Source organism: Allobosea sp. Root381, from assembly GCF_001429395.1.
Taxonomy (GTDB): domain Bacteria; phylum Pseudomonadota; class Alphaproteobacteria; order Rhizobiales; family Beijerinckiaceae; genus Allobosea.
Window position 1 is genome coordinate 133,779 of the sequence record NZ_LMJT01000034.1, and the last position, 19,028, is coordinate 152,806.

Below are 19,028 nucleotides of genomic sequence, written 5' to 3' on the forward strand. Positions count from 1 at the left end.
CCGGGCGCCCCCTCGGTCCGGCCTTTGGCCGGCCCAAGAACAGGCTCCGGGAGACTCGGGATCCAAGCCTGAACCTTGTTCGTAGATGCTCCGGAATGGATCCCGGATCTCCGCTTCGCTGCGTCCGGGACGACGACGCGCTTTTCGACCATCGTCGCGGCTTTGCGCCGCGCATGGCCCCAATCGCAGCTTTGCGTGTTGACGCTGTAACCGGCCGGCTGCTTTGGTGATTCCCGTGACGATTCTTCCAGACGCCATCAGGCGGCGCGGGCCATGGTCCCTGCCGAACCTGCTCACCTACGGCCGGATCCTGGCGATTCCGGCGCTCGTGGCGCTGTTGTTCTGGCCGCGCGAGGATTGGGCGCGCTGGGCGGCGCTCGCCATCTATGTCGCCGCCGCCGTGACCGACTATCTCGACGGCTGGATCGCGCGCGCCTGGAGCCAGCAATCGGCGATCGGCCGCATGCTCGACCCGATCGCCGACAAGCTCCTCGTCTGCGCCCTGTTGCTGATGCTGGTCCATACCGACACGATCCAGGGCTGGGCTATCTGGGCCGCGATCGTCATCCTCTGCCGCGAGATCCTGGTCTCCGGCCTGCGCGAGTTCCTGGCCGAGCTCAAGGTCAGCGTGCCCGTCAGCAAGATCGCCAAATGGAAGACCACCGCACAGCTGCTGGCGCTCGGCTTCCTCGTCGCCGGCCCGGCAGGCGACCAGGTGCTGCCCTACAATACCCAGATCGGCATCGTGATGTTGTGGCTGGCCGCCGGGCTGACCATCTATACGGGCTGGGATTATTTCAACGCCGGCGTCCGCCACATGGTCGAGGAAGACGAGCGCGGAGCATGACGCAGACACTCGCAGAGCCGGTCCAGGTCGCGACGGCCCGCAGCGTCCGCCTGATCTATTTCGCCTGGGTGCGCGAGCGCGTCGGCCTGAGCGAGGAAGAGGTCGCGCTGCCCGCCAGCGCCGAGACCGTGCTCGATGTCGTGCGCTGGCTGAAGACCCGCGACGAGGGCTACGCCGCCGCCTTCGCCGACGAGAAGCTGATCCGCGCCGCCCTCGACCGGGTCCATGCCAAGCCGGGAACACGTCTGGGGAATGCGCGCGAGATCGCCTTCTTCCCGCCGATGACCGGCGGCTGAGGCCGATGGTCCCCGACATTCCACGTGACAGCGTCGTGGGAACAGATGTGATCACTCCCACCATCCGCATCCAGCGCGAGAATTTCGACCTCGCAACCGAGGTTGCCGCGCTCTCCGCGGGCCGTCGCGACATCGGCGCGGTCGTCAGCTTCACCGGCCTCTGCCGTGACGAGGGCGGCACGCTGAGGGCATTGGAACTCGAGCATTATCCCGGCATGGCGGAGGCCGAGATCGCCCGCGTCGCCATCGAAGCCGCCACGCGCTGGCCGCTGACGGGGCTCACCGCCATCCATCGCTTCGGGCTGGTCGAGCCCGGCGAGCAGATCGTGCTGGTGATCGCAACCTCCACTCATCGCCGCGCTGCCTTCGAGGCCGCCGACTTCATGATGGACTATCTCAAGACCCGCGCGCCGTTCTGGAAGCGCGAGCACCTCGCCGACGGCACCACCGGCGGCTGGGTCGAGGCGAAGCAGGAGGACGACGATGCGGCGCTCCGCTGGAGCTAGGGCCCCTTCGGGCCAGGCAGGCCTCGCCGCGTTCATCCTGTCGCTTCTCGTTGCCGCTTCAGCCCAGGCGCAAGTCGGCGAGATGAAGACCTTTCGCGACTGGACCGCCGGCTGCGACAACACCAGGGCCTGCGCGGCGCTCTCGCTGCCGAACGAAGGCGATGAGGATATCGCCTTTCTCCGGCTCGATCGCCCGGCCGGCCCCGACGGCGCCCCGTCCCTCGCGCTGAAGCTGCGGGCGCAGAAGCTCGCGCCCCGCTTCGAGATCGAGCTTGCGCTCGACGGCGCGTCCTTCCCCGCCGCCGGGCGCCGTTTCGCGGCCACCAGCAACGACGCTGAGACTGCCGAGATCGCCCTTCCCCTAGCCGATGCGGAGGCGCTGATCGCCGCCGCGCGCAAGGCGACCGTTCTGACGGCGCGGATCGGGAAGCAAAGCTTCAAGCTGTCGCTGGCCGGCTCCGTGGCCGCCATGCTCTGGATCGACGAGCGCCAGGGGCGGCTCAACACGCCGACAGCCTTAATCCGCAAGGGCACGGCCGGCAACGTGCCGCCGGCTCCAGCGCTTCCCGTGATCGCCAGCAAGCCGGTCACCGGCAAGCCGCTCGCCAAGGATCAGGCGGCGGCCGTGATCAAGGCGCTGCGCAGCGAGCTGAACCGGCGCGAGCCGGATTCCTGCGAGGACACGCCCGAGGGCTTCACCAGCGCGGACGAGGTCTTCGCGCTAGACGACGCCACCCGGCTCGTCGTCGTCGCCTGCTCGCGCGGGGCGTACAATGTCTCGAGCCAGTTCTGGCTCGTCACCGGCCGCGATGTCGCCAAGGCGAAGCCGGCCGTCTTCGAGGGCAACGACGACAAGCCGGGCAACGAACTGGTCAACGCCGAATTCGACCCGAAGGACGGGCGCGTGACGTTCTTCGCCAAGGGCCGCGGCATCGGCGACTGCGGCGCCCTGGGCTCCTATGGCTGGAACGGCTCGCGCTTCCTGCCCCTGCAGCTCAGCGCCATGGGCGAATGCCGCCTGATCCCCGCCGACGACTGGCTGACGCTGTTCAGAAGCACGGCGAAGTAGCGGCCGTCATTCTCGGGCGGTGCGAAGCGCCGACCCGAGAATCTCTTGCAGGAGATGTCGGGTCTTTGCCCGAGCATGACGATGCGCCTCAGGCCGCCTTCAGCTTGCCGCGCACGGCGTCGGAGTAGTCCTCCATGATCACCTTGCCCATATTGCCGGTGACGAAGGAATAGGGGCCGATCTCGGAGACCAGCGTCACCTCGGCGGCCGAGCCGGTGATGAAGCATTCGGAGAAGCCTTCGAGCTCTTCCGGGCGGATGCGGCGCTCGACCACCTCGAATCCGCGCTCCTTGCACAGCGCGATTACGGACTGGCGGGTGAGGCCGTTCAGGAAGCGGTCGGCCTGCGGGGTGTGGATCACGCCGTCCTTGATGAAGAAGATGTTGGCGCCGGTGCATTCGGCGACATTGCCTTCCCAATCCAGCATCATCGCATCGGCATAGCCGGCGCGCTCCGCCTTGTGCTTCGACAGCGAGCAGATCATGTAGAGCCCCGCCGCCTTGGCATGGACCGGCGCGCAGGCCGGGTCCGGCCGGCGATAGGTCGCGACGTCGAGGCGCACGCCTTTGAGCTTCTGCGCCATGTCGAACATGCTCGGCCACTCCCAGACCGCGATCGCGGTGTGGATCGTGTTGTTGATGCCGGAGACCGCCATCATCTCCGAGCCGCGCCAGGCGACCGGGCGGATATAGGCGTCCTTCAGCCCATTCTCCTTGAGGCAGAGCTCCTTGGCGGCGTCGAGCTCGGCGACCGACCACGGAATGTCGAAATCCATGATCTCGGCCGATTTGTGGAAGCGCTTGGAGTGCTCGGTGCCCTTGTAGATCACGCCGTCATAGGAGCGCTCGCCCTCGAATACGCAGGAGCCGTAATGCAGTCCATGGGTCAGTACGTGGATCTTGGCATCCTTCCACGGCACGAGCTTGCCGTCGAACCAGATGACGCCGTCGCGCTGGTCGAAGGGAATGACTGACATGGCGTGCTCCTCTCGCACTTCCGGCCTTGCTGTTCCGTTGCGCCCCGGGCACCGTCACCATTGCGGCAGGGGACGAAAGACCGGAATCATACTGCGCTGCAACATCGTCTTGCGACATATTCCGTCGTCAGGCGCGCTTGACCGGTAATCTTCCGTCTGAGATATGTCAACATCACTGACATAAATTTCGGGGCGATGCGATGGCACAGAGGCAATCCCGACCGGTCGATGCGGCCGGCCCCGTACCGGCTACGGAAGCCGTGCCCTACGATCTGATCGAACTCCTGTTCTTCGCCTATCGCGATTTCGTGGGCGGTCCCGACCGCATCCTGGCGGAATACAATTTCGGCCGCGCCCACCACCGCGTCCTGCATTTCGTCCTGCGTCGGCCGGGCCTGACCATCGCGGAACTCCTCGACATCCTGAAGATCACCAAGCAGAGCCTCAACCGCGTCCTGAAGGAACTGGTCGAGACCGGCTATGTCGAGCAGCGCACCGGCGTCCAGGACAAGCGCCAGCGCCATCTCCACGCCACCGCCGCGGGGCAGGATCTCGCCTCGCGCCTGATCCAGCTCCAGGCCCGGCGGATCAACGCGGCGCTCGATCAGCTCGCGCCGGAAGCGGCCGAGACGGTCGCAGTCTATCTTGCGGGGTTGATCGATCCCGCCGAACGCCACAAGGTAACGAGCTTCCTCGCTGCCCCGCAGTGAGCAGGGCGGCCCCGCCGGAAGCGAGAGCGCAGAGACAAGCGCGGGCCGGGCGGCCGGACGGCGCAGCAGACGAAGGCACGACACCGATGGCCGCACAGCCGGCGCGCAAGCCGCTCCCCGACGAAGCACCCCACATCCTCGTGGTCGACGACGATCGCCGCCTGCGCGACCTGCTGGCGCGCTTCCTCGGCGACAATGGCTATCGCGTGACGACGGCCGCCAATGCCGCGGAAGCCGATCTCAGGCTCGCCCGCCTCGTCTTCGACGGCATCGTGCTCGACATCATGATGCCGGGCGAGAACGGCTTCGATTTCGCGCGCCGGTTCCGCGCCGATTCCCATGTGCCGATCCTGATGCTGACCGCCCGCGCCGACGGCAAGGACCGCATCAACGGCCTGGAGCTCGGCGTCGACGACTATCTCGCCAAGCCCTTCGAGCCGCGCGAGCTCCTGCTGCGGCTCGGCAACATCCTGAAGCGGACCATCGTCGTCGATACGGCCCAATCCGGAGCGCGGCCGGATTTCGTCCGCTTCGGGCCGTTCCTCTACGGGCTTTCGCGCGGCGAGCTGCACAAGGGCGAGGAGCCGATCCGCCTCACCGAGCGCGAGCGCGAGATCCTGACGGCGCTGGCCGAGCGCGCCGGCGAGGTCGTGCCGCGCGAGGAGCTGGCGGCCCAGGGCTCCGCCGCCAACGATCGCACGGTCGACGTCCAGATGAACCGCCTGCGCCGCAAGATCGAGCGCGACCCCGCCGACCCGCTCTACCTCCAGACCGTGCGCGGCGTCGGCTACCGCCTCCTGACGGATCGGACGTGACGCCGGTCCAGCCCGGCCAGGAGAGTCGCAGCCGCAGCCTGCGGCTGGTCCGGACGCTGGGCGCGGCCGTCGGACGCCTCCGGGTGGCCGTCTCGCGCCGCGGCGCGACCATCAACCGCCGCATCAAGCCGCTGCTCAGGCGTGCCGGGCGACCGCTGCACGCCATCGCGCGCTATCTTCCGAAGGGGCTCTATCCGCGCGCGCTCGTCATCGTCATCGCGCCGGTCGTCGTGCTGCAGTCGGTCATCGCCTACGTCTTCATGGAGCGGCACTGGCAGACGGTGACGCAGCGCCTGTCCTCTGCCGTCTCCGCCGACATCGCGGCGATGATCGACGTCTATGAGAGCTACCCGCAGGATGCCGACGCCAGCGTGCTCGGCCGCATCGCGGCGGAACGGCTCGGCATGGATGTCGACATCATCCCCGACGCCGACCTGCCCCCGCCCGGCCCACGCCCCTTCTTCTCGCTGCTGGACAGCGCGCTTTCGGCCGAGCTCGCCCAGCAGGTCGCCCGCCCCTTCTGGCTCGACACCGTCGGCCGCTCCAGCCTGATCGAGATCAGGGTTAAGCTCGGCAAGAACGTGATGCGCATCCTGACGCGGCGCAACTCGGCCTATGCCTCGAACAGCCACATCTTCCTGCTCTGGATGATCGGCACCTCGCTGATCCTGCTGACCATCGCGGTGCTGTTCCTGCGCAACCAGATCCGCCCGATCCTCAAGCTTGCCGACGCGGCCGAGGCCTTCGGCAAGGGGCGCGACACCGAGTTCCGCCCGCGCGGCGCCAGCGAGGTCCGCCGCGCCGGCAACGCCTTCATCGAGATGAAACGCCGCGTCGAGCGCGCCGTCGGCGAACGAACGACGATGCTGAACGGCGTCAGCCACGACCTGCGCACCATCCTGACCCGCTTCAAGCTCTCGCTCGCCCTGATGGAGCGCTCCTCGGAAATCGACGCGCTGGAAAAGGACGTCGACGAGATGAGCCGCATGCTGGAGGACTATCTCGCCTTCGCACGCGGCGATGCCGGCGAGGCCGCAATCGAAACCGATATCCGCGCCCTGATGGAGGATCTCAAATCCGACGCGGAGCGGCAGGGTCACCAGACCGAACTGACGGTCATCGGCGACCCGCTGGTGGTGATCAGGCCGGACGCGTTCCGCCGGCTGATGACCAATCTGGTCTCGAACGCCGCCCGCTTCGGCGACCGCATCGCCATCCGCGCGACCCATGATGCGCGCTACCTCATCGTTACGGTTGACGATGACGGGCCGGGCATCGCGCCCGAGCAGCGCGAGGACGTCTTCCGCCCGTTCTTCCGGCTCGACGAGGCCCGCAACGTCGATTCCGGCGGCACGGGCCTGGGGCTGGCCATCGCCCGCGACATCGCCCGCGCCCATGGCGGCGACATCATCCTCTCCGATTCGCCGCTGGGCGGACTGAGGGCGACGGTGCGACTGCCTGTGTAGGCGCGAGCGCTGCCGGGCCCTGACGACAATCGCTACCGGCGGCTGCACTCGCGCACGTAGCTGCGCCTGCGCTCTCGGAGCTCTTCAGAATTGGTGGCCAGCGACCGGCCGCCGCTATGGACCCGTCTGGCCTCCTCCCGGCAGGCTTCGCGCCTCGCGTCCCGCCCTTCGCCGGATCGGCCCTCGCCGCGACCGCCCCCACCGCCACCGCCACGGTCGCGCTGCGCAAACGCAGGTTCAACGGCGGCCGTCAGGATAAGCGCAACGAGGAAAAAGGCATACATGGCCCGGACCTCCAGCGATCGATCCGGCGATCCTGCGTCAACAGGAGGCGATTGGAAAGCGACCCCCCCTAAAATAGCCGCCCGCCCTTCGGCACATCGAGCCCGGGGCCGATCAGCACGACCTCGCCATCGGCATCGGGCACGCCGAGCGTCAGCACCTCGGACATGAACTTGCCGATCTGGCGCGGCGGGAAATTCACGACCGCCAGCACCTGTTTCCCCGGCAGCTCCTCCGGCTTGTAGTGCCGCGTGATCTGGGCCGACGACTTCTTCAGCCCGATCGTGCCGCCGAAATCGATCGTCAGCTTGAGCGCGGGCTTGCGCGCCTCGGGATAGGGCAAGGCCTCGACGATGGTGCCGACACGGATGTCGACCTTCAGGAAATCGTCGAAGCCGATGGCGGCGGCAGGGCCGCCGGTGTCAGATGCCGAACTCAAAACTCCTCCCAACCGCTGTCATGCGTGCCGGAAGTCTCTAGCTTGCGGGGGCTTGCGGCGCCAGCGGCGACGGCCGCCGGCCGGGCGGCGCGGGGAGCCGTCGCGCGCGGGGCGGGGCGAGGGGCGGACTGCGGCGCGATCGCAGCCTGCATGGTGCGCGCCATCGCCTTGAGGCCTGCGACGTCGCCACCGAGCTGGAAGCGCCCGACCAGGGCGGAGAGGCGGTCGGCCTCCTGCGAGAGCGAATGGGCTGCGGCGGTCGACTGCTCGGCCATGGCCGCATTCTGCTGCGTCGACTGGTCCATCTCGCCGACGGCCGTATTGACCTCCTGGAGGCCGGAGGCCTGCTCCTGGGCAGCATTGGCGATCTCGGCGACGAGTCCCGTCGCACGGCTGATCTCATCAGCCATCCGCTGCAGCGCATTGCCGGTCTGGCCGACGAGCGAGACGCCCTTGTCGACCTCGACATTCGAAGCCGTGATCAGCGCCTTGATCTCCTTGGCGGCCTCCGCCGAGCGCTGGGCGAGCGCACGCACCTCGGAGGCGACGACGGCGAAGCCCTTGCCCGCATCGCCGGCCCGCGCCGCCTCGACGCTGGCGTTCAACGCCAGCAGATTCGTCTGGAAGGCGATCTCGTCGATCACGCCGACGATCTGGGAGATCTCGTCGGCCGACTTCTCGATGCCGCCCATCGCCACCACCGCATCGCGCACGATCGAGGTCGACTGCTCGGCCTCGGCCTTGACCTGTGTCGTCGCCTGGCTGGCGAGCCGCGCGCTCTCTGCGGTCTGGCGCACCGTCGCGGTCAGTTGGTCGAGCGCCGTCGCGGTTTCCTCGACGGAGGCGGCCTGCTGCTCGGTGCGCCCGGCGAGGTCGTCGGCGGCCTGGCTGATCTCGACGGAGCCCGCCTTCATGCTCTCGGTATTCGTCGCGATCTGCCGCATCGTCTCCTGCAACTTGGCGATCGCGATGTTGAAGTTGTCCCTGAGCCTGGCGTAGTCCGCGCCGAAGCTGTCGGTGATGCGATAGGTCAGATCGCCTTCCGCGAGACGCTCGAGCCCCGAGCCGAGCGCCAGCACGACGCCTTCCTGGATGCGCGCCTGCTCGGCCCGCTCCACCTCGCTGCGCCGGCGCTGGCCGTCGGCGGCGTCACGATGGCTCGCCGCCTCCAGCTCGAACCGCTGCTTCTCGTCCTCCATCTCGGCCTTGGCGAGCGCCGCATCGCGGAAGATCACGACCGCGCGCGCCATGGAGCCGATCTCGTCAGGCCGCTCCTGGAAGGCGATCTCGGTCTTCAGGTCGCCGGAGGCAAGGCCCGTCATCGACTGCGCCAGCGAGCTCAGCATCTGCGAGGCGCGCCGGCTCAGGAAGATGACGAGGCCGAACATCACGAGGCCGAGGGGCAGGAGCACCAATGCGACTTCGCCGATCATGCCCAGAAAGGCGGCATCGACATCCGCCGTCGCATTCTTCGTTTCGACGCCCTTCAGCGCGATCATCTCGGTGCGCGCGGCGTTCAGCGTCACGGCGACGCTCGCGGCAGAAATGATCACGGCAAGTGCCGCGACCAGCGCGAAGGAACGGCTGATCGACAGGGTGGCGAGCTTCTTCGTCAAGGACATGCGGAACCCCAGCGGGAAGTGGATTCCGCAACGTGACGCGGAATTGGCTAAGGCCGGCTTAACGGCTGCCGCATTTCCGCCATGGTTGAAGCATCGGCCCGAAAAGCGGCACGCGGTTTCGAGAAAAGCCGATGCAAGTTCAAAGGGCGGGATCAGATCGCCGGGGCGAAATCCTCATTGTCGCCGCCGCGCAGACCGCCCTCGCCTTCCGCCCGCTCGCGACGGCGCACATGCGGGCGCTTGCCCGAGCAGAGCGCGCGCGCCAGCCCCCGCAGCGGCGCCGTCAGCCGGTGCACGTCCTCGACCCGCGCCATGATCCGCCCGGCGGTCTTCAGTTCGCGGTCGAGCCGCGCCATGGTCCGCGACAGCCCCGGCTCTTCATCGTCGAGCCAAACCTCGGAAACCCGCGCCATCAGCAGCACTGCGCCCTGCACGCGGACGCTGCCCAGACCGTCCTCGGTCGGGATGCCGGCCGAGGCCAGCATGTAGCGCCAGGAATTCACCGCGCCGCGGTTGAGCGCCGCCATCGCCAGCGGGTCGCTGCGGACCGCGGGCGCGATCCGGCGAAGCCCCGCCTTGTAGGGCGCCAGCGCATCGAGGCGGCGCATCACGAGGTCGAACATCCGCTCGCGCACGGGCTCGCCTTCCAGTTCATCCGAGGCCTCCGCCATCACCACGTCATCGACCAGGCGCGTCAGCCCGCCGAGCATGGCGAGCTTGGAGGGAAACAGGCCGCGCAGCTGCGCCAGCGTGAGACGGGCCTCGGCGGCGATGTCGCCGAGCTCGATTTCGTCCCAGTGGCGGCTTGCCGCGAGCCGCATCAGGGCCTCGATGGCCTGCTTGCGCGGATCGGCAGCCGGAGCCGCCGCGGGGGCAAGCGAAGCGGGTTCGGGGGAAACGGGTTTGCGGGCCATGGAAAGAACTCCTTCACGACGCAGTCGCAAAGAAGGTAGGCCTCGATCGCGGCCTATGAAAGGCCGTTCAGCCCGAAAGCTCGCCGGCGCGGCGTTTGGCTGCGGCCACCGCCTTCTGCATCAGCGGCTTCAGCCCGTCATCGGCCATCAGCACCTCGAGCGCCGCAGCCGTGGTGCCGCCGGGCGAGGTCACATTCTGGCGCAGCGTGGCGGGCGAAAGCGGCGACTGGAACAGCATCTCGCCGGCGCCCTCGATCGTAGCCCGCGCCAGCCGCTCGGCGATATCCGCCGGCAGGCCCGCGGCGGCACCCGCAGCCGCGAGGCATTCGACCAGATGGAAGACATAGGCCGGCCCCGAGCCGGACACGGCGGTGACCGCATCGATCAGCCGCTCGTCCTCGAGCCATTCGACCTTGCCGATGCTGGAGAGCAGCGCATCGGCCATGGCGCGCTGCGCGGCGCTGACGCCCTTGCCCGCCGCAGCTGCGGTGGCGCCGCGCTGCACGGAGGCCGGCAGGTTCGGCATGGCGCGGATCATCGCGGTGGCATTCGGCAGGCGGGCGGAGAGGTCGCCCAGCGTCTTGCCGGCCAGGATCGAGATCAGCAGCGTCTGCGGCGAGATGAAGGCCTGGACGGCCGGCGCCGCCGTGTCGAGCGTCTGCGGCTTCGTCGCCAGCACCAGGACCTCGACCGGGCCGAGCGAATGCGGGTCGGGATTGAGCCGCATGCCCTTCTCGCCCGCCAGCGCCACCATCTCGTCGGACGGCTTCGGATCGATCAGGCTGATACCGGCCGGATTCATGCCGATGCGCAGCCAGCCCTCCAGCATCGCGCCTCCCATCTTGCCCGCACCGAGAAGGACGAGCGATTGCGGCAGGGGGCTGGACATGGCGTTCTCTCAACGTAGGGAGCGGGCATCACCCTCGGGCTTGCCCCGAGGATCTCGTGACCGGAGCGTCACTTGCCGGGGACGGTCGGGTCAAGCCCGACCATGACGTGTAAACGATCACGCCTCGCCGACGGTTTCCAGCATCGAGCCTTCCAAGCCCTCCTTGGCGGTCTTGCCGGCCCAGACCACGAACTGGAACGGCTGGTAGTAGCGCTCGCAGGTGTCGATCGCCGTCTTGATCAGCGCCGCGGCCTGTTCGTCGGTCGGCTCGGCCCCGCCCGACAGCAGCAGCGCGTGGCGATACATCACCACGCTCTCCGAGCTCCATAGGTCGAAATGGCCGAGCCAGAGCTGCTCATTGACCATGCCGACGAGCTGGAGCACCTCGCTGCGCCGCCGTTCCGGCACCTTGAGGTCGAAGGCACAGGCGATATGGATCGCCTCGACCTCGGCGAGCCAGGTGATCGCGACGTGATAATCCGACCAGCCGCCCGTCACCGAGACCGACAATTCGTCGTCGCTGTCACGGTCGAAGGCCCAGCTGTTGAGGGAGGCCAGCCGCTCGATCAGGTCGAGGGGGTTGGAAGGCCGTTCGAGCTCGGCATCCAGTTCGAGATCCATCATGCCCTAAGGTCCAACTGCCGGGAGCCGCGGATGCGGCCCGGCGCGTTCGAGAACGGGAACACGGCGACGGGGAAACTGACGGCACGCAACCGACATGACACGACGCCCGAGCGGGCACCGCGATCCGCCGAATCCCCCTAAGCGGTTGGACCGACGAATCAATTTCTCCACCGACGTTAGCGCAGGGCGTGTGACACTCCCAACACGATGCAAAGCTCGGCGGATTCGGGGGGCAGGCTCAATCCCCGCAGCGCCCTGTCCACAGCACATGGCTGTGGATGCGCGGCAGGAGGTGTGATGCATCGGGCGCCGGGCGCCCGCTCGGACTCAGGGTTTGGTGCTCAAGGCTCGGGCTGCGCCGCCTCGAGTGCGGCGAGGCGGGCCGCCAGCTTGTCGTTCTCCTCGCGCGCCAGCAACGCCATCTCGCGCACGGCCTCGAATTCCTCGCGCGTGACGACATCCAGCTCGCGCAGGAGGCGCTCGATCTGGGTTCTGACGACGGTTTCGAGCTCGCGACGCACACCCTGGGCCGCGCCGGCGGCGTCGGTGGCGAGGCGGGCGATGTCGTCGAGGATGCGGCTGCTGGTCGTGACCATGGGGCTCTCCGGATCGGCCCGTCACGGGCTCGTATGCCCGGATATATGGGCGAGGACGCGCGGGCCTGCAATCGCGGCGAAAGGGCGCTCTCCGGCGCCGCGCCGGCTGGGCCCGGGCGGCCGTCTGGACCTGACGCCGCGTTGAGCCTAGAAAGACGGCGCAGGGAATACAAATCAGTCCAACCCGTACGCGCTAAGACAAGCGGGAGGCGTCATGTTAAATCGTTTCAGCGGCCCCATTCTGGGGTCGATGGCTGCGCTTGCGCTCGCCGGTTGCCAGGAAACCACCACCGCGGCCCGGCCGCGCGTCGACGCGCCGGGCGTGCCCGTCTCGGTGCAGAGCATTTCGGGTGCGCCCGATGCGGTGACGACGAGCTTCGCCGGGCTGCTCGGCGAAGCTGCGGCCGAGCGGCGCATGGAGATCGTGCCGGGCGACAAGCCGGCTCGCTTCCGCGTTCGCGGCTATCTCACCGCCCAGCCGACCGAGGACGGGCAGACCTCGCTCGCCTTCGTCTGGGACGTCTATGACGAGACCAAGAAGCGCGCCCAGCGCGTCCAGGGCGAGAGTCTCGGCCGCCGCGGCGGTTCGTCCGACCCCTGGTCCGGCGTCGACCAGACCATCGTCGCCAAGGCCGCATCCGATTCGATGGACGCGATCGCCAGCTTCCTGGTGACGACGCCGGCTGTGGAGAACACCCTGCCGGCCGACAAGACCAAGACCGCGGGCAAGCAGAGCGCCGGCAGCGCCAAGGAGGCGGCCGCCGGGAAGACGGCCGCCGCCGGCAGCAAGAAGCTTTAAGGCGGTTCGTACCGACCAGCGCCTGCTGCGCCGCGGCGGGCGCCGCCCATGTCCTGTGCGCGTTGCGCAGCGTTCCCGAATGCCATTCGCATGCCGTTTTTGCAGTGCAGCGGTCGACTCGGCGTCACACCACTGTTATGAGCCCCTCGACCCGAGCCGGCTGCACGCCGGCCCGCCCAGCCAGTTCATACGGTGCGCCCCGGCATGCCTTCTTCGATCAAAGTCGTCGCCGGTAATTCCAACCGGCCGCTCGCCGAAGCTATCTGCGCCCATCTCGGCATCCCGCTCGCCAAGGCCTCGGTCCGGCGCTTCGCCGATATGGAGGTATTCTGCGAGATCCAGGAGAACGTGCGCGGCCAGGATGTCTTTATCATCCAGTCGACCTCGTTCCCGACCAACGACCATCTGATGGAACTCCTGATCATCACCGATGCGCTGCGCCGCTCCTCGGCGCGCCGCATCACGGCGGTGATCCCCTATTTCGGCTATGCAAGGCAGGATCGCCGCGCCTCGGGCCGCACGCCGATCTCGGCCAAGCTGGTCTCCAACCTGATCACCCATGCCGGCGTCGACCGCGTGCTGACGCTCGACCTGCATGCCGGCCAGATCCAGGGCTTCTTCGACATCCCGACCGACAACCTGTTCGGCGCCCCGCTGATGGCCCGCGACATCAAGGAGCGGCTGGACTGGAAGAACGCCATGGTCGTCTCCCCCGACGTCGGTGGCGTGGTCCGTGCCCGCGCGCTCGCCAAGCGCATCGACGCGCAGCTCGCCATCGTCGACAAGCGCCGCGACCGGCCAGGCGAATCCGAGGTGATGAACATCATCGGCTCGGTCGAGGGCCGCTCCTGCATCCTGCTCGACGACATCGTCGATTCCGGCGGCACGCTGGTGAACGCGGCCGAGGCGCTGCTCGACCAGGGCGCCCTCGAGGTCTACGCCTACATCACCCATGGCGTGCTCTCCGGCGGCGCCGTGGCGCGCATCGCCAATTCCAAGCTCAAGGAGCTGGTGATCACCGATTCGATCATGCCGACCGAGGCCGTGAAGGTGGCGCGCAACATCCGCGTCATCTCGATCGCCTCGCTGATGGGCGAGGCCATCGAGCGCACCGCGAGCGAATCGAGCGTCTCCAGCCTGTTCGACTGAGCATGCACAACCTCCGCCATTGCGAGCGTGAGCGAAGCAATCCAGGGGGACGCAGGGCACTGCCGCCGTTGGATTGCTTCGTCGCTTCGTTCCTCGCGATGACGGCGAGAAGACCATGACCGCCCGCGCCCTCGTCCTCTTCTCCGGCGGCCAGGATTCGACCGTCGCCCTCGCCTGGGCGCTGGAGCGCTTCGACGAGGTCGAGACCGTCGGCTTCGATTACGGCCAGCGCCACCGCGTCGAGCTCGCCTGCCGGCAAACCATCCGCGACAGGCTGCCGGCGCTCTCGCCGGCCTATGCGGAGCGGCTCGGCCCCGACCATCTCGTCGATCTCGCCGCGCTGGGCGCGATCTCGGAGACGGCGCTGACCCGCGACAGCGAGATCAGCTTCACCGATGCCGGCCTGCCCACCACCTTCGTCCCCGGCCGCAACCTGATCTTCCTGACCTTCGCCGCCGCACTGGCCTATCGCCGCGGCGCAAAGCATATCGTGCTGGGCGTCTGCGAGACCGATTACTCGGGCTATCCCGACTGCCGCGACGACACGATCAAGGCGATGCAGGTGGCGCTCGGTCTCGGGCTCGACCGCCGGCTCGTGCTGCACACGCCGCTGATGTGGCGCGACAAGGCACAGACATTCGCGCTCGCAAGCGCGCTGGGCGGCCAGGCGCTGCTCGACCTCGTGGTCGAGGAGAGCCATAGCTGCTATCTGGGCGACAGGACGAAACGGCATGGCTGGGGCTATGGCTGCGGCCATTGCCCGGCATGCGAATTGCGTGCGAATGGCTACGCCGCCTTTCTGGCCTCCCCCGACGACAGCGGACCATCCCATGAATCTTGACCGGCAGCGGCAGATCGAAGGTCTCTTCGCCCTCGCCCTCTTCGCTCTTACGATTCCGGTGGCCAACTGGCTGATCGGCAATGTCGGCACGACTTGCGTGCCGAACGGTCCCTGCCTCGTGCCGGTCTGGCCGGGCATCGAGGCGCCCAGCGGCGTCGTCATGATCGGGCTCGCGCTGGTGCTGCGCGACATCGTCCAGCGCCGGCTTGGGCCGCTCGCAGGCCTCGGCGCCATCGCCATCGGCGCGCTGATCTCGGCCTTCGTCGCTCCGCCCGCCATCGTCGTGGCCTCGGTCGCGGCGTTCCTGCTGTCGGAGCTGGCGGATTTTGCGGTCTATACGCCGCTGCAGCGCCGCCGCTTCGTCACCGCAGTGGTGGCGTCCAGCATCGTCGGCCTGATCGTCGACAGCATCGTCTTCCTGCAGCTCGCCTTCGGCAGCCTCGATTTCGTCGGCGGCCAGATCATCGGCAAGGCCTGGATGGTGCTGCTCGCGCTGCCCCTGATGCATCTGTTGCGCCGGCGCGACGAACGGCTGGGACTGGCAGCGACCTGAATCACCGCACAGCCGCCGATAGACCGCCAACAGCTTCGCACAAGCTGTTGGCGCTAGACAGATGAGTGTCACGGACGGGCGGCCGGCGCCGGTCCGAACAATTTGAACTATCGTCGCAACGGCACTTTCACGCGCCCCGACATAGCTTGCCGCTCCGTCAATGTGAGCGCCGAAATGCGTGGAAATCGTTCTGCCGAACGCCTGCAATCTCTCCAGAACGAGATCCTGGAATCCGTTGCGAGGGGCGAGTCCCTGAGCACGAGCATGGAACGCCTCTGCCTGGGAGCCGAGGCGATCGCCGAGGGCGCCATCTGCTCTGTCGTGACCGTCGACGCCGAGAACCGGCTGATCGCGCTCGCCGCCCCCAGCCTGCCGGGGCATTACGCGGCCGCGCTCAGCGGCACTCTCGCGGGGCCGCGCGTCGGCTCCTGCGGCACGGCGATCTATCGCGGCGAAGCGGTCTGCGTCACCGATATCGCGACCGATCCCCTGTGGCAGGGTTTCGAGCATCTCGCCTTGCCGTTCGGGCTGCAGGCCTGCTGGTCGAGCCCGATCAAGGCGCCGGACGGCCGCGTCGTCGGCACCTTCGGCTTCTACTACGATCGCCGCCGCGGCCCGGACGATTTCGAACGGCAGATCGTCGAAACCTGCGTCCATCTCTGCGCCATCGCGATCGAGCATGACGAGGTGCAGTCGCGCAATCACCGGCTCGCCTACTACGACATGCTGACCGGCCTGCCGAACCGCGTCAGCTTCAACGATTCGATCACCCGGATGACCGCCCGGTCGCCGCTGGATTTCGGCCTGATGCTGATCGACATCGACCACCTCAAGGTGACCAACGACACGCTGGGGCATGCGGCCGGCGACGCACTGATCGCGGCGGTAGGCGCGAGGCTGCGGGCAGTCGTCGGCGAGGCCATAGCCTACCGAATCGGCGGCGACGAGTTCGCAGTGCTCCTGCCGCACTGCACCCACGCCGCACAGATGCGCTCGCTCGCCAGCACGATCCTGTCCGCGATGTCCGCCCCGCTCGACCATGACGGCCACGGCATCATCCCGAGCGTGACCATCGGCTCGGCGCTCGCAGGAGAGGATGGCGAGGACAGTGTCACGCTGCGGCAGAACGCCGACTTCGCGCTGTATCACGCCAAGGAGACGCGCCGCGGCGGCTATGTCCGTTTCAGGGACGGCCTGCGAACCTCGATGATCCGCCGCCTCCAGGCCCGGCGCGACGTCGACGAGGCGCTCGCGGAAGGGCGGGTCATCGCCTATTACCAGCCGGTCATCCGGATCGACACCCATGAGATCGTCGGTCTGGAGGCACTCGCCCGCATGCGCATGCCGGACGGGCGCATCGCTCCCGCCAAGGACTTCCACGGGGCGATCGTCGACCCGAAGGTCGCCCATCGCTTCACCGGGCAGATGCTCCAGGCGGTGGCGCAGGACATGGCGGCCTGGCAGCGCGCCGGCATCGCGTTCGGCCATGTCGGCATCAACGTCACCTCGGCCGACTTCCAGAAGGGCGATCTCGTCCAGCGCGTGCTGCGGACGCTCGAACGCGCGAAGGTCTCGCCCAAACAGTTGGTCGTCGAGATCACCGAGCAGGTCTTCATGGGCGGCCGCAAGGACGGCGTCGCCCGCACCATCGCCGCGCTGCGCGAGCGCGGCATCACCGTGGCACTCGACGATTTCGGCACCGGCTTCGCCTCGCTGACCCATCTGCTCGACTTCCCCGTCGACATCATCAAGATCGACCGCTCCTTCACCGCCTCCGCCCGGACCGGAACCAGGGGCGGCGTCATCGTCGAGGCGATGATCGGCATCGCCAAACGTCTCGGCATGGAGACCATCGCCGAAGGCATCGAGACGCAGGAGCAGGCGGAATGGCTGCGCTCCATGGGGTGCCGAATGGGCCAGGGCTTCCTTTACGCTCAGGCCGTGCCGGCCGGCGTCGTCGCCGAACTCCTGCAGCGCTTCGGCCGGAAGCACGCCAGCGAAGCGCCGCAACCGGCCGGCATCATCGCTTCCGCCGCCTGAGTTGCACGGCTCTGCGCACTTGAGATCGCAGCGCTTTTCGCTTATGAGCGCAGCAGCGCCCGACTGACACCCTTGGAGGCACGGGCGCGCCACCGCAATGGGGCCGCCGGCAAGGCGGCCTTGTCATTTGAAGCAAGGACATACCATGACCGCCGTGAAGCAAATCGAGGCTTCGGCGCGCGCACAGGTCGGCAAGGGGGCCGCCCGTGCAGTTCGTCGTCAAGGCCAGACACCCGCCGTGATCTATGGTGGGGGCGCCGCTCCCGAAGCGATCGCGCTCGACGCCAACAAGACCCGCCAGCTGATCTATGGCGGCCATTTCCTGACCACGATCTTCGAGGTCTCGGTCGCCGGCAAGAAGCAGCGGGTCATCCCGCGCGACTACCAGCTCGACCCGGTCAAGGATTTCCCGATCCATGTCGACTTCCTGCGCGTCGCCGCAGGCCAGACCGTGACCGTCCAGGTTCCGGTCCACGTCGTCGGCCAGGACGCCAGCCCCGGCGTCAAGAATGGCGGCCTCGTCCAGATCATCGAGCATTCGATCGAGATCATCGTCGCTCCTGAGCACATCCCGGAGGCCTTCGAGGTGTCCGTCGCCGGCCTCGAGATCGGCGACCAGCTCGAGGCCAAGGTCCTCAAGCTGCCGGAAGGCGCCAAGCTGACCTTCGGTTCGGACGCCACGATCGTCACGATCGCCCCGCCGACCGTCGAGGCCGAGCCCGAGGCCGATGCGGCTGCCGAGGCTCCGGCCGAAGCCAGGGCCTGAGGAGGCGGCGCCAGCCGGCGCCCTTCCCGCCTGTCAACACGCGAAACGGCCGGGCCCTCCCGGCCGTCTTGCTGTGAGCCTGCCGGAGTTCCGCCATGCTGATCTTTGCCGGCCTCGGCAATCCGGGCTCGCGCTATGCGCGCAACCGCCACAACATCGGCTTCATGGCGCTCGACGAGATCGCGCGGACGCAGCGCGCTTCGCCCTGGCGCAGCCGCTTCCAGGCGCAGGCCTGCGAGGCGACGATCGGGACCGAGAAGGTCATCCTGCTCAAGCCCCAGACCTATATGAACGAGTCGGGCCGCGCGATCGGCGAAGCCGCGCGCTTCTTCAAGGTCGCCCCTGCCGACGTCATCGTCTTCCATGACGAGCTCGACCTCGCCCCGGCCAAGCTGCGGATCAAGCTCGGCGGCGGCAATGCCGGGCATAACGGCCTGCGCTCGACCACCGCGGCGATCGGCAACGAATATCGCCGCGTGCGGATGGGCATCGGTCATCCCGGCCTGAAGGAACTGGTCCACGCCTATGTGCTGAACGATTTCGGCAAGGCCGAGCAGCCCTGGGTCGAGGATCTCTGCACGGCCTGCGCCGATTTCGCCCCCCTGCTCGCCGCCCATGACGACGCGGGCTTCCAGAACAAGGTGCATCTCTTCATGGATGCGCGCGGCCACGCCGCCGTGAAGCGGCTGGGCGAGAAGGCGGAAGACTGAGGTTGAGGGCGGAGCGGGGCGACCCGCCTTCGGCGGCACTTGTGTTTATCGTCCGCGGCCAGCAATAAGTTCCGGACTTTTCAGGATCACGCGCGGGAGCGGCTCGGCCGCCGCGCAAC

At 68.0% G+C, this 19,028-nt stretch carries 21 protein-coding genes; 14 read left to right on the forward strand and 7 right to left on the reverse strand.

Annotation, left to right across the window (positions count from 1 at the left end):
• Positions 1-235 precede the first annotated feature (235 nt).
• Genes pgsA through ASE63_RS20510 form a run of 4 tightly spaced genes read left to right on the forward strand, consistent with a single transcriptional unit; the run spans position 236 to position 2,718 of the window.
• Positions 236-847, forward strand: coding sequence for a CDP-diacylglycerol--glycerol-3-phosphate 3-phosphatidyltransferase (gene pgsA, locus ASE63_RS20495; protein ID WP_056806169.1), 612 nt, complete (start codon positions 236-238; stop codon positions 845-847).
• Complete coding sequence (gene moaD, locus ASE63_RS20500) at positions 844-1,143, forward strand: molybdopterin converting factor subunit 1 (protein ID WP_056805734.1); 300 nt, start codon at positions 844-846, stop codon at positions 1,141-1,143. Before pgsA ends, moaD begins: the two co-directional genes overlap by 4 nt.
• Positions 1,144-1,148: 5 nt before the next feature.
• Positions 1,149-1,649, forward strand: coding sequence for a molybdenum cofactor biosynthesis protein MoaE (locus ASE63_RS20505; RefSeq protein WP_056805737.1), 501 nt, complete (start codon positions 1,149-1,151; stop codon positions 1,647-1,649).
• Positions 1,627-2,718 carry a DUF1176 domain-containing protein gene (locus ASE63_RS20510; protein ID WP_082610153.1) on the forward strand — a complete coding sequence of 364 codons (1,092 nt, stop codon included), beginning with the start codon at positions 1,627-1,629 and terminating at the stop codon, positions 2,716-2,718. The genes ASE63_RS20505 and ASE63_RS20510 overlap by 23 nt, the downstream gene beginning before the upstream one ends.
• A gap of 88 nt (positions 2,719-2,806) precedes the next feature.
• On the opposite strand, the gene ASE63_RS20515 is transcribed toward ASE63_RS20510, so the two are convergent.
• The gene (locus ASE63_RS20515; RefSeq protein ID WP_056805742.1) at positions 2,807-3,694 is read right to left on the reverse strand and encodes a branched-chain amino acid aminotransferase; all 888 of its coding nucleotides are present in this window, start codon (positions 3,692-3,694) and stop codon (positions 2,807-2,809) included.
• Between the two features lie 200 nt (positions 3,695-3,894).
• Here ASE63_RS20515 and ASE63_RS20520 point away from each other — a divergent pair, with 200 nt between their 5' ends.
• The 3 genes from ASE63_RS20520 to ASE63_RS20530 all read left to right on the forward strand — a co-directional run bounded on the left by ASE63_RS20520 (position 3,895) and on the right by ASE63_RS20530 (position 6,685).
• Positions 3,895-4,404: a MarR family transcriptional regulator gene (locus ASE63_RS20520; protein WP_056805745.1), complete on the forward strand. Its 510-nt coding sequence runs from the start codon at positions 3,895-3,897 to the stop codon at positions 4,402-4,404.
• 86 nt (positions 4,405-4,490) lie between these two features.
• Positions 4,491-5,219 carry a response regulator transcription factor gene (locus ASE63_RS20525; RefSeq protein ID WP_056805748.1) on the forward strand — a complete coding sequence of 243 codons (729 nt, stop codon included), beginning with the start codon at positions 4,491-4,493 and terminating at the stop codon, positions 5,217-5,219.
• Between the two features lie 122 nt (positions 5,220-5,341).
• Positions 5,342-6,685, forward strand: coding sequence for an ATP-binding protein (locus ASE63_RS20530; RefSeq protein WP_244491512.1), 1,344 nt, complete (start codon positions 5,342-5,344; stop codon positions 6,683-6,685).
• Between the two features lie 352 nt (positions 6,686-7,037).
• Here ASE63_RS20530 and ASE63_RS20535 read toward each other — a convergent pair whose 3' ends face one another.
• The 6 genes from ASE63_RS20535 to ASE63_RS20560 form a co-directional block, all read right to left on the reverse strand.
• Complete coding sequence (locus ASE63_RS20535) at positions 7,038-7,406, reverse strand: tRNA-binding protein (protein WP_056805752.1); 369 nt, start codon at positions 7,404-7,406, stop codon at positions 7,038-7,040.
• Entirely contained in the window at positions 7,403-9,028 is a 1,626-nt protein-coding gene (locus ASE63_RS20540; RefSeq protein ID WP_056805755.1) for a methyl-accepting chemotaxis protein, read from the reverse strand. Before ASE63_RS20540 ends, ASE63_RS20535 begins: the two co-directional genes overlap by 4 nt.
• Before the next feature lie 152 nt (positions 9,029-9,180).
• Positions 9,181-9,942 carry a hypothetical protein gene (locus tag ASE63_RS20545; protein ID WP_056805757.1) on the reverse strand — a complete coding sequence of 254 codons (762 nt, stop codon included), beginning with the start codon at positions 9,940-9,942 and terminating at the stop codon, positions 9,181-9,183.
• A gap of 67 nt (positions 9,943-10,009) precedes the next feature.
• Positions 10,010-10,831, reverse strand: a complete 822-nt coding sequence (gene proC / locus ASE63_RS20550) for a pyrroline-5-carboxylate reductase (RefSeq protein WP_056805760.1) — start codon at positions 10,829-10,831, stop codon at positions 10,010-10,012.
• Between the two features lie 117 nt (positions 10,832-10,948).
• Positions 10,949-11,455, reverse strand: a complete 507-nt coding sequence (locus ASE63_RS20555; protein WP_056805762.1) for a YbjN domain-containing protein — start codon at positions 11,453-11,455, stop codon at positions 10,949-10,951.
• 341 nt (positions 11,456-11,796) lie between these two features.
• Positions 11,797-12,051 carry an accessory factor UbiK family protein gene (locus ASE63_RS20560; RefSeq protein ID WP_056805765.1) on the reverse strand — a complete coding sequence of 85 codons (255 nt, stop codon included), beginning with the start codon at positions 12,049-12,051 and terminating at the stop codon, positions 11,797-11,799.
• Between the two features lie 214 nt (positions 12,052-12,265).
• Between ASE63_RS20560 and ASE63_RS20565 the strand changes: the two genes are divergently transcribed.
• The 7 genes from ASE63_RS20565 (at position 12,266) to pth (ending at position 18,909) form a co-directional block, all read left to right on the forward strand.
• Positions 12,266-12,850 carry a hypothetical protein gene (locus tag ASE63_RS20565; protein WP_156410507.1) on the forward strand — a complete coding sequence of 195 codons (585 nt, stop codon included), beginning with the start codon at positions 12,266-12,268 and terminating at the stop codon, positions 12,848-12,850.
• Between the two features lie 204 nt (positions 12,851-13,054).
• Complete coding sequence (locus tag ASE63_RS20570) at positions 13,055-13,999, forward strand: ribose-phosphate pyrophosphokinase (protein ID WP_056805771.1); 945 nt, start codon at positions 13,055-13,057, stop codon at positions 13,997-13,999.
• A 115-nt stretch (positions 14,000-14,114) separates the two neighbouring features.
• Complete coding sequence (queC, locus tag ASE63_RS20575; protein ID WP_056806174.1) at positions 14,115-14,840, forward strand: 7-cyano-7-deazaguanine synthase QueC; 726 nt, start codon at positions 14,115-14,117, stop codon at positions 14,838-14,840.
• Positions 14,830-15,393 (forward strand): VUT family protein, encoded by a 564-nt coding sequence (locus tag ASE63_RS20580; RefSeq protein ID WP_056805774.1) that lies wholly within the window; start codon positions 14,830-14,832, stop codon positions 15,391-15,393. The genes queC and ASE63_RS20580 overlap by 11 nt, the downstream gene beginning before the upstream one ends.
• Positions 15,394-15,657: 264 nt before the next feature.
• Positions 15,658-17,433, forward strand: coding sequence for an EAL domain-containing protein (locus ASE63_RS20585; RefSeq protein WP_244491498.1), 1,776 nt, complete (start codon positions 15,658-15,660; stop codon positions 17,431-17,433).
• A 145-nt stretch (positions 17,434-17,578) separates the two neighbouring features.
• Positions 17,579-18,199, forward strand: coding sequence for a 50S ribosomal protein L25/general stress protein Ctc (locus tag ASE63_RS20590; protein ID WP_056805780.1), 621 nt, complete (start codon positions 17,579-17,581; stop codon positions 18,197-18,199).
• A 95-nt stretch (positions 18,200-18,294) separates the two neighbouring features.
• The gene (gene pth / locus ASE63_RS20595; protein ID WP_056805784.1) at positions 18,295-18,909 is read left to right on the forward strand and encodes an aminoacyl-tRNA hydrolase; all 615 of its coding nucleotides are present in this window, start codon (positions 18,295-18,297) and stop codon (positions 18,907-18,909) included.
• The last annotated feature ends 119 nt before the right edge of the window (positions 18,910-19,028 follow it).